This is a genomic window from Anabaena sp. CCY 9613, from assembly GCF_963920895.1.
Classification (GTDB): Bacteria; Cyanobacteriota; Cyanobacteriia; order Cyanobacteriales; family Nostocaceae; genus Cyanocohniella.
On sequence record NZ_CAWUDE010000008.1, the window covers coordinates 166,611 to 181,119 of the forward strand.

The 14,509-nt window shown below is 41.2% G+C and carries 11 protein-coding genes and 1 pseudogene; 9 read left to right on the forward strand and 3 right to left on the reverse strand.

Translation table 11 applies throughout. From position 1 onward, the window contains the following. The first annotated feature begins 55 nt into the window (after nucleotides 1-55). From rtcA to hflX, 3 genes are all read left to right on the forward strand, one after another. Entirely contained in the window at nucleotides 56-1,102 is a 1,047-nt protein-coding gene (gene rtcA, locus ACM0OT_RS11895; protein WP_414564545.1) for an RNA 3'-terminal phosphate cyclase, read from the forward strand. Between the two features lie 207 nt (nucleotides 1,103-1,309). Beyond that, complete coding sequence (locus ACM0OT_RS11900) at nucleotides 1,310-2,068, forward strand: hypothetical protein (protein WP_414564546.1); 759 nt, start codon at nucleotides 1,310-1,312, stop codon at nucleotides 2,066-2,068. A 252-nt stretch (nucleotides 2,069-2,320) separates the two neighbouring features. Further along, the gene (gene hflX, locus ACM0OT_RS11905; protein WP_414564615.1) at nucleotides 2,321-4,063 is read left to right on the forward strand and encodes a GTPase HflX; all 1,743 of its coding nucleotides are present in this window, start codon (nucleotides 2,321-2,323) and stop codon (nucleotides 4,061-4,063) included. A gap of 110 nt (nucleotides 4,064-4,173) precedes the next feature. Here the strand turns inward: hflX and ACM0OT_RS11910 are convergent, their stop codons facing one another. After that, on the reverse strand, nucleotides 4,174-5,898 hold the full coding sequence (locus ACM0OT_RS11910) for an ABC transporter ATP-binding protein (protein WP_414564547.1): 1,725 nt from the start codon (nucleotides 5,896-5,898) through the stop codon (nucleotides 4,174-4,176). Between the two features lie 183 nt (nucleotides 5,899-6,081). On the opposite strand from ACM0OT_RS11910, the gene ACM0OT_RS11915 reads away from it, so the two are divergent. From ACM0OT_RS11915 to ACM0OT_RS11925, 3 genes and pseudogenes are all read left to right on the forward strand, one after another. Then, nucleotides 6,082-7,029 carry an ROK family protein gene (locus ACM0OT_RS11915; RefSeq protein WP_414564548.1) on the forward strand — a complete coding sequence of 316 codons (948 nt, stop codon included), beginning with the start codon at nucleotides 6,082-6,084 and terminating at the stop codon, nucleotides 7,027-7,029. 539 nt (nucleotides 7,030-7,568) lie between these two features. Further along, nucleotides 7,569-7,742: pseudogene (locus ACM0OT_RS11920) on the forward strand (acyl carrier protein); the annotation flags it as partial. Between the two features lie 200 nt (nucleotides 7,743-7,942). Beyond that, nucleotides 7,943-8,173 (forward strand): hypothetical protein, encoded by a 231-nt coding sequence (locus ACM0OT_RS11925; protein ID WP_414564549.1) that lies wholly within the window; start codon nucleotides 7,943-7,945, stop codon nucleotides 8,171-8,173. A gap of 151 nt (nucleotides 8,174-8,324) precedes the next feature. Here ACM0OT_RS11925 and ACM0OT_RS11930 read toward each other — a convergent pair whose 3' ends face one another. Then, nucleotides 8,325-9,263 (reverse strand): phosphoribulokinase, encoded by a 939-nt coding sequence (locus tag ACM0OT_RS11930; protein WP_414564616.1) that lies wholly within the window; start codon nucleotides 9,261-9,263, stop codon nucleotides 8,325-8,327. A gap of 462 nt (nucleotides 9,264-9,725) precedes the next feature. On the opposite strand from ACM0OT_RS11930, the gene ACM0OT_RS11935 reads away from it, so the two are divergent. Next, the gene (locus ACM0OT_RS11935) at nucleotides 9,726-11,327 is read left to right on the forward strand and encodes a peptide ligase PGM1-related protein (RefSeq protein ID WP_414564550.1); all 1,602 of its coding nucleotides are present in this window, start codon (nucleotides 9,726-9,728) and stop codon (nucleotides 11,325-11,327) included. A 257-nt stretch (nucleotides 11,328-11,584) separates the two neighbouring features. Here the strand turns inward: ACM0OT_RS11935 and ACM0OT_RS11940 are convergent, their stop codons facing one another. Further along, nucleotides 11,585-11,794, reverse strand: coding sequence for a plasmid partition protein ParG (locus ACM0OT_RS11940; RefSeq protein ID WP_414564551.1), 210 nt, complete (start codon nucleotides 11,792-11,794; stop codon nucleotides 11,585-11,587). Between the two features lie 491 nt (nucleotides 11,795-12,285). Between ACM0OT_RS11940 and ACM0OT_RS11945 the strand changes: the two genes are divergently transcribed. Both ACM0OT_RS11945 and ACM0OT_RS11950 read left to right on the forward strand, forming a co-directional pair. After that, complete coding sequence (locus tag ACM0OT_RS11945) at nucleotides 12,286-13,353, forward strand: Rieske 2Fe-2S domain-containing protein (protein ID WP_414564552.1); 1,068 nt, start codon at nucleotides 12,286-12,288, stop codon at nucleotides 13,351-13,353. Nucleotides 13,354-13,485: 132 nt separating this feature from the next. Further along, nucleotides 13,486-14,469: a Rieske 2Fe-2S domain-containing protein gene (locus ACM0OT_RS11950; RefSeq protein ID WP_414564553.1), complete on the forward strand. Its 984-nt coding sequence runs from the start codon at nucleotides 13,486-13,488 to the stop codon at nucleotides 14,467-14,469. Nucleotides 14,470-14,509: the final 40 nt, after the last annotated feature.

Consider the following 14,509-nt stretch of genomic DNA (forward strand, 5'->3'; position numbering starts at 1 on the left):
GGTATGTTTCCAGAACCGTGGAGACTATCCTCAAATCCAATATCCAACATCTCCCATGCTTGAAATTGACGGTTCCTACGGAGAAGGAGGCGGACAGGTTCTTCGTACCTCCTTGAGTTTAGCCGCCATCACTGGCCAACCGATACGCATTGCAGGGATTCGCGCCAAACGCAAAAAACCAGGATTAGCAGCGCAACACTTAACAGCTGTTCGCGCAGCTGCGAGAGTTTGTCACGCCCAAATGCACGGTGATGCTTTAGGTTCATTGAACTTAGAATTCATTCCCAGTAGTTATGTACAAGCGGGAAATTATACCTTTGATGTCAGTGAAGCTCGACAAGGTAGTTCGGCTGGTGCAATTACTTTAGTTTTACAGACTATCCTCTTACCTTTGTCCCTAGCCTCTGGTGATTCTTTGGTGACGCTGCGGGGTGGAACTCATGTCAACTTCAGCCCCACAATTACATATATTCAACAAGTCTATCTACCAATACTCCAGCGTATGGGGATAGAAGCAGAAGTTCAATTAGGTGCTTGGGGGTGGTATCCCCAAGGTGGGGGAGAAATCAAGTTGCGGGTGAGGGGTGGTAGAAAACTCAGCGGAATCAACTTGGTAGAACGTGGAGATTTACAGCAAGTACGGGGACTAGCGGTAGTTACGCAACTACCCGCACATATTCCCCAACGCATGGCGAATCGGGCCGAAAATTTGTTGCAAGAAGCAGGATTAAAAGTCAATATACAGGCTTTGCGAGAAAAGGGTGTAGCACCAGGGGCAGGTATTTTCTTAACTGCTGAATATCAAAATAGTTTAACTGGCTTTGGTGGATTTGGTCGTTTGCGGATGACATCAGAAAAAGTGGCAGAAATTGCTTGCAAACAACTGATGAGATTTCATCAAACTGGCGCACCAGTAGATGAACATTTAGCAGATCAATTATTATTGCCTGCTGTGTTATCTAGCAATGAAAGTCAATATCGAGTAGCTGAATTGAGTACACATTTAACAACTAATGCAGCCATAATTGAACAATTTAGACTGGCGCGCATCACACTAGATGAAAGAGAAAACCTTGTGGCTGTACATCCGGTTTGTGGATAATTTAGATTAAAACCTAGCATAGTTAATACATTGTTAATTACTAGAATATCCAAAAATTAGGCTACACACTCTCCTGGATATATTATATTTAAATCAAAAATGCTATCAGTTCAAACATAGAGATTAATTGTAACGGATATCGACAGATAAATTTTGTATTTTGACTATAATAATTAGCATGATCTAGTAAAAGTATACATAAATTGTATGTTTAAAATACTAAGCATCAAAATAAATATCAATTTTTTAGCAGGAGTTTCAACCTGGGAAAATGCCAAAATTATTGTCAGACAAAGAGTTGGTATTCTTACTAACTCATTTCAACAAGTTGGTTCGTCGTTACAAGAAACAGCAGCTACAACAACAGATATAGCAATTGATAAAATTACAAATACCCTTGAACAAGCTAAAAGTTCTATAGACCAGACATGGCAAACCGCCGAACAAATTCATAATACAACATCATTAGCAATTAAGACAGGGATGACTTCTTATGTAAATGATTTTTTAGCACAGCATCCTGCAATTTTGCGGTTATTACAAATTTTATCTTCGGCAATCAATCACCCAATTTTGAGTTTAGTAGTCTTACTATTCAGCATTGCTTTTATTTGGAGTATTATCAAAGCTATTATTCGTTTGATTGAGACAGCAAGTTGGTCAATTATACAATTTCCACTAAAACTAATTCAATCTGTTATCCAAAACAGTTTTGTTTATTTAAAAAAAATAATGTATAGTTCTACTATTCAACAAGCAACATACCAGAAAGTAAATAATAAGCTACAATCATTACCTACAACATCTCAGATTATTTATCAAGATAAACAACAGCGTTTAGTAGAAATTATTGATCGCTTGGAAGTAATTCAAGAAGAGCAAAAAGAACTTCTACAAGAAGTAGCAAATTTGATGAATAAGGATAACAACGACTTCAAAAGTCAAGAAATGAAAAAAGAGAAATAATATACCTCTGTTCTGTCACTTTCCGAAATAAGCAAGTAGTAAATAGTCTAAACTCCAGTTTGTTCAGAAGCTGTGCGTATAGTGACCATAACTTGATGGGGTGCTAACTACCACTAACAACAACTGTAAATGACTAGTATGTGGATACTAATCAAGATTGCAACTACCAAAAGAAAGAGTTTGCACACCAAACCCTGTTGTAAAATAGACATAAGCAGGATTCGGGGGGCCATTTACTGGTCATAAACGCCTATAGAAACTATCTTTGGAAATCTTCAGGGCTTAAAGTCCAGTCAGCTGAAACAACTACAGCGACTGTACCACCAGCGCATACCAGGCGATCGCATCACAACGCCTGAGTTCTCCCAGCGTCTGGCAGCCATTAGCACAGAAATCAATCAGCCTGTGTCTGCCTACCTCAATCGTCGTGGACAAGTGTTCCGGGTAGGGGTAGGCACACCGCGTCAAACACAAATCCCACCGCTGGAATTGCCCCGTTACGGTGCAGAACGTCTCAGCGGTATTCGTTGTATTTCAACCCATCTGAAGCCAGAACCACCCAATGAATCGGCACTGACGGCCATGGCGATGCAACGTTTAGATGCCCTAGTAGTATTAAATATTACGGGGACAGGATTTACGCGACGAGGTGGCGGCTCTACTGGATACGTTAAAGAAGCTTATTTAGCGCACCTAGTATCAAACACTAATACTAAACAACTAGTCTCAACTCAGCAATCAGCTATCGGTACGCAAAATTCGGAAATCTTCTCCAGTGTATCGCCGCCTATGAGCTTAGATATGCTGGCAGAACAGGATTTCATCGAATTGGTGGAAAATCTGGAAGCAGAATTTCAGCGAGAATTTGTTGCCCAGGAAGTAGATGCGGAAAACGATCGCGTGTTAATTGTGGGAGTAGTAACAGATCATGTGACTGCCCAACAATTCCAGGATACCCTGATAGAATTAGCGCGGTTGGTGGATACGGCTGGCGGCGAGGTACTACAAACATTACAACAAAAGCGATCGCGCATTCATCCCCAAACAGTAGTAGGTGAGGGTAAGGTGCAAGAAATTGCTCTAACGGCCCAAACCCTGGGAGCTAATCTCGTGGTTTTTGACCGCGACCTCTCACCCGCCCAAGTCCGTAACCTAGAAAGACAAATTGGTGTCAGGGTAGTTGACCGCACTGAAGTGATTTTGGATATCTTTGCCCAACGGGCCCAATCCCGTGCTGGTAAATTGCAAGTAGAACTAGCACAGTTAGGATATATGATGCCGCGACTAAGTGGTAGAGGTCTAGCCATGTCGCGGTTAGGTGGTGGGATTGGGACTCGTGGCCCCGGTGAAACTAAACTGGAAACAGAACGCCGGGCTATTCAAAGACGGATTTCCCGATTGCAACAAGAAGTAAATCAGTTGCAGGCTCATCGTTCGCGGTTGCGCCAACGTCGCCAACATCAGGAAGTGCCTTCGGTGGCTTTGGTGGGCTATACCAATGCTGGTAAGTCTACCTTGCTGAATGCCCTAACCAATGCTGAAGTATATACCGCAGACCAATTGTTTGCAACTCTTGACCCGACTACCCGCCGCCTGGTAATTTCTCATGGTGAAACTGGGGAAACTCAAGAGATTCTACTGACAGATACGGTAGGATTTATACATGAACTGCCTAATTCCTTAATGGACGCCTTCCGCGCCACATTGGAGGAAGTCACAGAAGCTGATGCTCTACTGCATTTGGTGGATTTATCCCATCCGGCTTGGTTGAGCCATATTCGCTCAGTGCGGGAAATTTTGGCACAAATGCCAGTAACTCCTGGACTAGCTTTGGTTGTGTTTAACAAAATTGACCAAGTTGACAGTGAAACATTGGCTCTAGCGCAGGAAGAGTTTCCTCTAGCGGTGTTTATTTCCGCAAGTCAACGCTTGGGATTAGAAACCCTACGTCAACGGATTACCCAGTTGATTCAATATGTTGTTGATAATCGTTAATCTCTCAAAGGAAAGTTAACCTGGGTGGATTCAAGAAATTAAGATGTTGAGCCTGCATCAGCAGGCTTTATTTATGAAAATCGCACCGCTTTAAAAAATAATCAATCGCTTTAACTAAACTGTTGAGCATAAAACTGAGCATAGCGTTGCTCAAGTGCGATCAATTCCTCATGGGTTCCCGATTCGACAATTTGACCCCGTTCGAGTACTAAAATGCGATCGCATCGGCGCACTGTACTTAAACGGTGGGCAATAATAAATACTGTCCGGTTTTGCATCAGTCTTTCTAATGCTTCTTGGACTAGTGCTTCTGATTCGGAATCTAGCGCCGATGTGGCTTCGTCCAAAATCAAAATTTGCGGGTTGAGAAAGACTGCACGGGCGATGGCAATTCTTTGTCTTTGTCCACCAGATAAATTCACACCCCGTTCACCTACCCAGGTATAATAACCTTCTGGTAGTTGAGTAATAAATTGGTGGGCGTTAGCAATTTTCGCGGCTGCGGCTACTGCGTCCATGTCAAACGAGTCTTGGCCAAAGGCAATATTTTGGGCAATAGTTCCCGAAAACATCACGGTTTCTTGGGGAACAATGCCAATTTGTCGCCGCAGACTCTGCAACTTCACATCCCGAATATCCACACCGTCAATTAAAATTTTCCCAGATGCCGGGTCATAAAAACGAGGAAGGAGATTAACAAATGTGGTTTTACCAGCACCAGAAGCACCCACAAGGGCGATGGCTTCTCCTGGTAACGCCAATAAACTGATATCTTTGATTACAGGTTCACCCGGTTTATAGGCAAAAGATACATGATGATATTCCACCTTGCCATTAACTGGAGGTAAGGCGATAGCGTTGGGCTTTTCTAATATCGTGGGTTGAATTGCCATCAATTCAAAAACCCGGTCAACGGATGCCTCACCTTGTTTAAATTCGTTGTAATTATTAGTAGTGTGACCAATGGGGTCAATTAATAACGCCGCCGCTGCTAAGTAGCTGAAAAATTCCCCTACCGTTAAATTATTTTGGGAAATTTGCCAAGTTCCTACTATTAATAAAGATATGGCACTTAAGGCTTCCAGAAAGCCCACTATGGGTATTTGAATTGCTTTTAGGCGTTCGGCAGAGTATTTGGCTTGAAAACTGCGTTCTGCTTCATTACCAAACCTGGCAATTTCGTAGTTTTCGGCGGCGAAAGCTTGTACTAAACGAATACCGCTAAATACTTCGGTAAGAATTGCCGATAAACCAGAAACGCGATTTTGGCTTTTGAGAGAATATTTGCGTAACCGTTCGCCAAACCAGGTAATTAAAACAGCCATCAGTGGCGCAATAATCACTATAGCTAGTGTCAATTGCCAATTCAGGTAAATCATGTAGATGGGTATGGCTATCAGTTGCAAAATGCAGGGGATAAAGTCGTGAAACAGTTTATTTACTACTTCCCCAACACGGTCAATATCTTCTGTGAGGCGGTAAGATAAATCACCTGCTTTGGCTGTCTCAAAATAGCTTAAATCGAGTTTTTGTAAGTGGGAATAAACCTGCTTGCGGAGATTAAAAGCTACCCTTAAAGCAACTTTTGCCATGTAAATATCTTGCAAAGACTGAAACAAGCCACGCACCAGAAACACTAAAACCAGACTTCCAGCCAATTGGGCGATCGCTACTACATTACCTTCACCGAAGGGAGTTGCCAATCTACCCGCCAGATTAATGAGCGTTAATGTCGCCAGTACATATCCACAGATACCAATAAATCCCTTGGTAATGTTTCGCCACTGGGGTCGAAGATAGGGTGATAATTGCCAGTAATTAGAACGGGTTTTCAAGCTGCAACTTCCACAAAAATATTTTATCTTGTTTGACGCTATCAGCTTTTGCGTAGTTTCAGGAAAATTATCTATTTTTCTTGGGGCGAGGAATTTAGGTTTTCCGTAAACTTTTTTACATAACGTGAAAAGTCAGAATGAGTGATGGGTTAATATCAGTACCCTATTTATTACTTAGAAATTATGACATTAATTTTAGCGCTGGATTTTGGTGGAACTAAGCTAGCCGCAGCAATTGTAAATTCTGGTTCTCAGAAATGGTTATCCTATGAACGTCGTTTTTCCCCAGTTAATGCAAATGCTAACACTGACTTAGATATTATGCGATCGCTCATTAATTCTCTATTGCCAGGAGAAAAACCTGCTGCAATTGGTGTCAGCTTTGGGGGGCCTGTTGACGCTTCCACTGGTACGGTGCGGCTATCTCATCATGTGGCTGGTTGGGAAAATATTCCTCTCAAACAGTTGTTAGAACATGAGTTTAGCGTTCCTGTGAGTGTAGACAACGATGCTAATGTGGCGGCTTTGGGTGAATACCGCTTTGGTGCTGGTGCGGGACACGATAGTTTGTTTTATATCACCATCAGTACTGGTGTGGGTGGTGGTTGGATACTCAATGGCCAGCCTTGGCGGGGTGTGGGCGGAATGGCTGGCGAAATTGGACACATGGTTGTCGATCCTGCGGGGCCAGTGTGTTTGTGTGGGAAGCGGGGATGTGTGGAACGATTAGCGTCGGGGCCTTATATGGCGAAAAATGCGCGGGAAGGTTTGGAAAATGAACCGCACACAGGCGAAATATTGAGGGGGTTGGTGAGTAATAATTTGGAGTTGATTACAGGAAAGGTGGTGAGTGAAGCAGCAGCGCAAGGTGATGAGTTAGCACAAGATATCTTATCTCAAAGTGCTTGGGCTTTGGGTGTGGGTATTGGGAATGTAGCGAATTTGATTAACCCAGAGTTATTTATTTTGGGTGGGAGTGTGACTAAAGCTGGAGGTAATTGGTGGGATGTGGTGCAAAAGGTGGCGCGGGAGACAGCGTTACCGGAAATTGATTTTGCAGTTGTCCCAGCGGCGTTGGGTGATGATGCGCCGCTTTGGGGTGCTGTGGCTTTAGCTGAATCTGTTTTGTAATTCGTAATTCGTAGTTCTTGGTTCGTAATAAAATCATTATCTGAGATATATTCAGATGTTTTTACACCAATTTTACAGAGGTTTTAATGACTAGAAATAATCAAGATTATGAAATATATATTTTGACAAAAGTAATCAACAATCATTTATATGAGGTTGTAGAAGTTAGCGAGTATGGTTTAAATTCTCTACTTTCCAAACATGATGAGATGGTTTGGAAGATAGCTACAAAAATTTATAGTCAGAGTGGATACAAGGTCGAGTTTTCTTTTGTCCGTGATGTTCTTAACTCCTGGATTGAAGTTTTAAAGGAGCGTATAGCGGCTGAAAAAGTTAAACGCGCAGAACAAGCAATAATTGAGTCCGAACGACAAGCGGAAGAAGCACAAATTCAAGAATTTAAACGCGCAAAACTAGCACGACTTCAAGCTGAAAGACAAGCAGAACAGGCGCGAATTGAAGTTGAAAGACAAGCAGAATATGAGAAAAATATCTTGCCGTTAACTAGACAATTAGAAGCGTCTGGTAGGGATAAGAAAATGGCTGATATTTTTCTTAAAGTTAAAGATATACTAATTGAACAGTTATGCGTTGAGTCGGATAAACTTACTTTAAGTAGTCACATATCTAATGACTTAGGTGCAGATGAAATTGATACTCGTGAACTTGCAATGGCACTAGAAGAAGAATTTGATATTGAAATACCTGATGATCATAGTCTTTTAGACTCAGTGAAGAAATGGCCTCCGTCTTACAACTATAATAGTCTTGGTGATTCGGAACCGGTAGCTTGCACCGTTGGAGAAATATTGGACTATATTCACCAGCAAATTTCTGAGCAAAATCTTAGCTAGATGAAGACTTACCCGATTCTGCGTCAAAATGATGAATAGTTAAATAAGAGAATTACACTATGTCTTCAGCACCTATCACTACAGTAGTGAAAATGATGGAGTCTTTACCGATTGAGGTACAGAAACAAGTTGCTGACCATCTTCGAGATTACATTAATGATATGCAAGATGAAATTCAATGGAGCGAATCTTTCCAGAAAACGCAACAAAAACTGGTAGCAGCTGCACAACGCGCTAAACAAGAAATCGCAGAGGGACAGGCTAAGGCTTTGGATTATGATCAACTATGAAATCGGCAGTACTGCCCTCTTTTTGGTCTGAATATCGGCATTTGAGCGACCATATCAGACAAAGTGCTAGAAAAATTATCGGTTATGGGCTTTCTCGTAAATCGTCTTTAAATTAATTGCAATACTCCCAACTCCCCACTCCCGATGGCAGTTATTGATAAATTTGCGTCGCTTTCAGCATATGGTAAGTAATAATCAACTGAGTTAGCGCCAGAGGGTAACTTTGCAATGTCTCTCCAGTTGTCCCTGCGATTTTGCCCAATTCTGGATTACTTTCGCGATCGCATACATTGAGTAGGTAAGGCATATCCGAACATAAAATATGCTCTAATTTATTTACCTGTTCTAAAGTCGCATGACCATCAACTTCCAACACATCCACAGGTTTACTCATATCCCGGTCTAATCCCAAGCGGATGGCTGACTGAGAATTACCATTAGTTAAATTAAGAATTGGTGTAAAATCAGGATGAGGGATTGTTGGTCGCAATACTAACCGGACATTTAAATGTCCATTACTACCATCAGCATCATCACTGGCTGGATAAAAACTCACAACTATATCCGACCATTGCCGTTGCGGACGAATAAAACTGTCTGAGTCTGGTTCACGCTTTTCTAGTTCTGCTAAGACTTGTTCAGCCGTGTAGCCGCGCTTTTGGGTATCCCGCTTGACTTTCCATTGAGCGCGTAGCGGTTCTGGCGGTGCAAGATAAACCTTCACGTCGTAAGCTTCACGAGCTGCACGGGTAGAATAACCAAGTAATCCTTCAATAATTACGAATTTATTGGGCTTGATGTACTTTGGCGCCTCAAATGTCCCGGTTTTATGGCTGTAAACTGGCTTGAGAATTGGCTGTCCTGTGCGTAGCAGCGATAAATGTTGCTGCATAATATCTAGATGATTACAGTCAGGATGGAGGGCTGTGATGCCAATTTCTGCACGTTGCTGGCGATCATAACGATGGTAATCATCGGTACAAATAAGCGTGACATTTTCTGGACCAAGTACTTGAGCAATTCCCCTAGTCAGCGTTGTTTTGCCTGCGGCGCTGTCACCGACAATCCCCAGAATTATTGGACGGCTCATCATACCCTCCCGATACGAGCAATAAGTACAGTAATCAACTTGTTCAGATAATGTTCTTTATTTTAGAAGGTAATTGACAAATAAATCAGGTGTATTAGTGTACGCAACATCTCTATACATTTTCCCAGGCAGTCAGGAATCAGGAATTAATATTTACTGAATTTTTACCACATCAAATAAGAATGCTATTCATTTTTATTAATAGCTTTTGATGACAAATCTTGTTTACCAAAAAGATTTATATGTAAATAAGCGGCAGATATTGACAAATATCAACAAATCTCTGCTTACTGGTACGATTTTATGAGTCTCATGGTACAGGTAATAAAAATAATCCCTGTGACAGAATTAGATTACTAATATCTCCACTCAAAGAAGTGTTGCATATTCGCGGTATCTGACTTTCTTTGGTATATACCAGAGTAGTAAAGCAGTGTTGGGGACGATGACGGGGTAGGGATTATGGTGACGCTGAATATTACAGATTTTGACAAAGTAGATAAGTTTCGCCATCTTCAGTTGACTTTGTGCGATCGCTGGCCAACTATCGAACTATTTGACAATAGTGAGGCGGATATTTTAATTATTCCCTCCCTCAGCATCGACCAGCGTGAACTCCAAAAAATTGAAGGTTGTGAGCATTATGAAGAAAGATTGCTATTTTCTTTGATGCGCTTGCGAAATCCCCGCACAAGGCTGATTTATGTTACTTCCATGCCTCTGCATCCGAGTATTATTGATTACTATTTGCAATTATTACCGGGTATTCCGTTTTCCCATGCTCGCAATCGTTTGTTGTTACTTTCCACTTATGATTCTTCCCTAAGACCCCTAACTGCCAAAATTTTAGAACGTCCCCGGTTGCTAGAGCGAATTCGCCAAGCACTGCGGTTAGAAAAATCATTTATGACTTGCTACAATTCCACATTTTTGGAAGCTGAATTATCTTTGAGATTAAATGTGCCATTGTATGCAGCCGCCCCAGACTTACAAACTTGGGGGACAAAAAGTGGTAGTCGGCAAATCTTTGCGGAAAGTAAAGTACCATTACCAGACGGAAGTCAAAAGGTGTGGAATCAGGAAGATTTAGCAGAAGTTGCTTGTGAGTTATGGGAACGCCAACCAACATTACAACGCATAGTCGTGAAACTTGATGAAGGCATTTCTGGAGAAGGTAACGCCCTGCTAGATTTGAGACCAATTATGAATGTAGCACCAGGGAAAGTTTCTCATGAGCAAACAGTAGCAGCAATTAGCGATCGCTTTACAAATTTACGCTTTCAAGCCAAAAAAGAGAGTTGGGCGAATTTTTCCGGACGGATTACGGAATTGGGCGCCATAGCTGAAGCTTTTGTAGAAGGAGAAATCAAGCGATCGCCTAGTGTCCAAGGACGCATCACACCCACTGGCGAAGTAGAAATTGTCTCCACCCATGACCAAATTCTCGGCGGGCCAGACGGACAAATTTATTTGGGTTGCAGATTTCCTGCTGATCCCAGCTATCGGATGCAATTGCAGCAATGGGGATTACAAATTGGCAGAAAACTTTCCGAAAAAGGTGCATTTGAGCGCTTTGGTGTTGATTTTATCACCGTTGACAAGGGCAATGGCGAGTGGGATATTCAGGCGATCGAAATTAACTTGCGAAAAGGTGGCACAACTCATCCTTTCATGACACTGAAATTATTAACCAACGGTCGCTATGACCTATCCACAGGATTATTTTACAGTCAGCAAGGGCGACCCAAATACTATATAGCTACCGACAATCTACAAAAAGACCGTTATCGCGGATTGTTACCCAACGATTTAATGGATATTATCGCCCATCATCGATTGCACTTTGACAGTGGTACAGAAACAGGCACAGTCTTTCATCTCATGGGTTGTCTTTCCCAGTTTGGCAAGTTGGGCTTAACCAGCATCGGCGATTCACCACAACAAGCTGAAGACATATACAACAAAGTCGTGAAAGTTTTGGACGAAGAAACCCGCAGCGACAATCCGGATTTTCCTCTATTTTCAGATTACACCTTTCCCATTGCTTGGGAAGGATATAGCTAGCACGTCAAGGAGAAAATCAAAAGAAGCCAGTCCGTTGGGGCGACTGTCGTCGGCTATGCCGACTTGTAACAACTAGCGTTCAAAAGTGAGTGAAACGGAGTAGGGGTGCAGGGTGCGGAGGGAAAAAAATTGTTCCATCCCAGTCCCCATTACCCCTGATCCCCAGTCCCCAATAAAGACTTCCTGCACCAGTAAAACTACACAGCCCAGTTATAGAAAGAATTAGAGATGCAATTTATTTAATTTACTTTCTTGAATCATGCCGATTTATTACTTTTTTCACTTTTAGGCGCGGGCGAGTTTTTCTGAGATTTTGGCAGTTCCATATCATTTTTTGCTAACCAATCTTCAATAAGTTCGGCTGAAACGTCGGACATATTCAGCCCTTTAAAAAAGCAAACTGTTTTAAACCTGTCTTTCGTTTCAGGGGGCAGGTATACCCGAATCGAAGCTTCTCCTTGTGCCACACTATACTCCAACTAATAAACCTATTTACTAGTTTATTGGTGTAATGGTTTATCGGGAAAAATTATACATTGGTTGACTAATGCACCAGTGCATTGGTATAGTATCACCTATGCCCAAGGAAAGATACTCCAACTCTATCCAAAGGATGACACACAACAAAGGCAATAGACGCCAGAAAGTGTCAGAGCGGGTTAACGAATACTCTAGAAGCTAAAAAAGCAAATTTTGGCTTTATTTGCTGTTAAATAAATACTTTTATGCGATGAAACCAAATGCTCATGTGCCCACAAACCACAAATAATACTTCCGAGGGAGAAATATTGGTAAATCGCCTGTAGGCATTATTCCGGGTATTTTTGATCTGCTGGTATCCGGTGACTGTCTAAAAACACTTACCTTTGCAGCTATCCCTGTATTCACGAATAAACCATCATCCAGTGAAAAATCACTTTAGGTTCAGTCATTTATCGAGAATCTTAGGAGCTTAGGGATGCTAAAGAACTTCTGGTACGCTTGTGAATTTAGTTCAGCTGTGAGCAACCAGCCCAAGCAAATTGTGATGTTAAATCAGAGATTTGTCCTCTACCGCAATTCTCAAGAGCAAGTAGTCGTACTAAAGGATCAGTGTTCCCATCGTGGTGCAGCATTGTCTCAGGGCTGGCTAGAAAATAACTGTATCCGTTGTCCTTATCATGGATGGAAATTTCAAGCTGATGGGCAATGTCTAGAAATTCCTTCCAATGAAACAGGAGTACCTATTCCTAAAAGAGCTAATATCACCAGTTATCCAGTGCAGGAAAAATATGGGTTTATCTGGATATTTTATGGTGATTTACCGCCATCAGAAAGACCGCCAATTCCTCCTTTTCCAGAATATCATGACCCCAAAATGCATCCTATTTATCTAGAATACGAGATGCAAACCCACTACACTCGTGTCATAGAAAATTCTCTTGATCCTGCCCATCTTTATGCCGTTCATGCTAATTCTTTTGGGGCGGGATTATCTCAAGATCCCACAGTTGAAAACTATGTAGTTCAAGATGAAGACTGGGGATTCAGTACCAAAATTATCTACAAAAACTATACTAAGCCTAAAAATGGTATATTTAAATCTTTTTTTCGTCCAAAACAGACACAATTAAATGCCACAACCAGCTTCTATCTGCCAAATATAACTAAAATTGAAAGTGACTTTGGTCGGGGCAAAATCATCAATTATGCTATCCATATTCCTGTGGATAAGTACACCACACTGAGCAAGCGCATTCAATTGCGTAATTTCTTTACCTACTCTTGGGCTGATGGGTTATTCGTGAATTTTCACCATAAAGTTGGTTTGGAAGATAGGGTAGTAACCGAGTCCCAATATCCCAAATTGATACCGGAAACTTTATCAACTGAAGTTCATGTTCCTGCTGATGCTTTAACCCTAGCTTATCGCCAGCTTCGCCAAAAATATTTATCTATGGGCTGGGGCGAGGACTTTAATAAAAATAAATTAGACAATTCTCACCAAAAACCAATACAACCTGTATATACATCATCGATGAACTAAATTCACAGTGATTCTAATTTTCATAAATTACAGATTTAGCTGTGTTGGTAATTTTCTAATTTTCCAGCTTGCAAGTACAACTTGGAATTAATTTGATAGGACAACATATTTAACAAACATTAGGAGACAAATATGTTGAAAGACTTTTGGTATGCTTGTGAATTTAGCTCGGCTATTACCAATAAGCCTCAGCAAGTTGTGATGTTTAATCAAAGATTTGTCCTCTATCGTAACTCTCAAGGACAAATTATAGCTTTGAAAGACCAATGTCCCCATCGTGGTGCTGCCTTTTCTCTGGGTTGGATTGAGAAAGATTGTATTCGTTGTCCCTATCATGGATGGAAATTTCAAGCTGATGGACAATGTAATGAAATTCCTTCTAATACACCAGGGACACCTATTCCTAAAAAAGCTCGTGTAGAGAGTTACCCAATTAAAGAAAAATATGGTTTTGTTTGGCTATTTTATGGAGATTTACCAGAAGCACAACGTCCTCCCTTACCAACATTTCCAGAATACATGGTTTCCACCATGCGTCCTGTGTATGATGATGGCATAGATAATGCTAACTATGCTCGTCTCATGGAAGCTAATCTCGATTTTACCCATGTGATTGCAGTCCATAGAAAATCTTTTGGTCAAAGAATACCTCTCAATAAAACTATTAATTATGATGTGGAAAAATACGATTGGGGTGCAGTTGCTAAAGTCAATTATGAGTCATTAGGTAACTCGAAAAGTTTTTTGAATCTTTTACTAGGTGGACGACCAGAATTAAAGACAAAATTGACCTTATATATGCCTAATGTCACCCTCGCAGAAATTAGTGTAGGTAGAGGTAGCCGATTTGATATCAAGTTTGGAATTTTAGTTGCTCACCTACCAATTGATGAAAATAATACTCGTGTGAAACGCGTTTTATATCGTAATGTTTTACCTATACCTTGGTTAGATGGCTTTTTTAGAAAAATTGACCATAAACTTGCCCAAGAAGACACAGTAATAGTTGCTAGTTTAGATTCCCAATCAATGCCAAAAATATCAGATGAATTGCATGTTGCGGCTGATGCTTTGGATATTACTTTTCGCAAGTTTTTACAAGAGGCTAGAGGCTAGGGCTAACCCCTAGTCCCTTCAATAAATGTACTTCATCAAT

Bases quoted from the DNA above. Each gene is read 5' to 3' on its own strand.
- rtcA (WP_414564545.1), top strand. From the start codon at position 56: ATGCTTGAAATTGACGGTTCCTACGGAGAAGGAGGCGGACAGGTTCTT.
- ACM0OT_RS11900 (WP_414564546.1), top strand. From the start codon at position 1,310: ATGTTTAAAATACTAAGCATCAAAATAAATATCAATTTTTTAGCAGGA.
- ACM0OT_RS11915 (WP_414564548.1), top strand. From the start codon at position 6,082: ATGACATTAATTTTAGCGCTGGATTTTGGTGGAACTAAGCTAGCCGCA.
- ACM0OT_RS11925 (WP_414564549.1), top strand. From the start codon at position 7,943: ATGTCTTCAGCACCTATCACTACAGTAGTGAAAATGATGGAGTCTTTA.
- ACM0OT_RS11930 (WP_414564616.1), bottom strand. From the start codon at position 9,263: ATGAGCCGTCCAATAATTCTGGGGATTGTCGGTGACAGCGCCGCAGGC.
- ACM0OT_RS11935 (WP_414564550.1), top strand. From the start codon at position 9,726: ATGGTGACGCTGAATATTACAGATTTTGACAAAGTAGATAAGTTTCGC.
- ACM0OT_RS11945 (WP_414564552.1), top strand. From the start codon at position 12,286: ATGCTAAAGAACTTCTGGTACGCTTGTGAATTTAGTTCAGCTGTGAGC.
- ACM0OT_RS11950 (WP_414564553.1), top strand. From the start codon at position 13,486: ATGTTGAAAGACTTTTGGTATGCTTGTGAATTTAGCTCGGCTATTACC.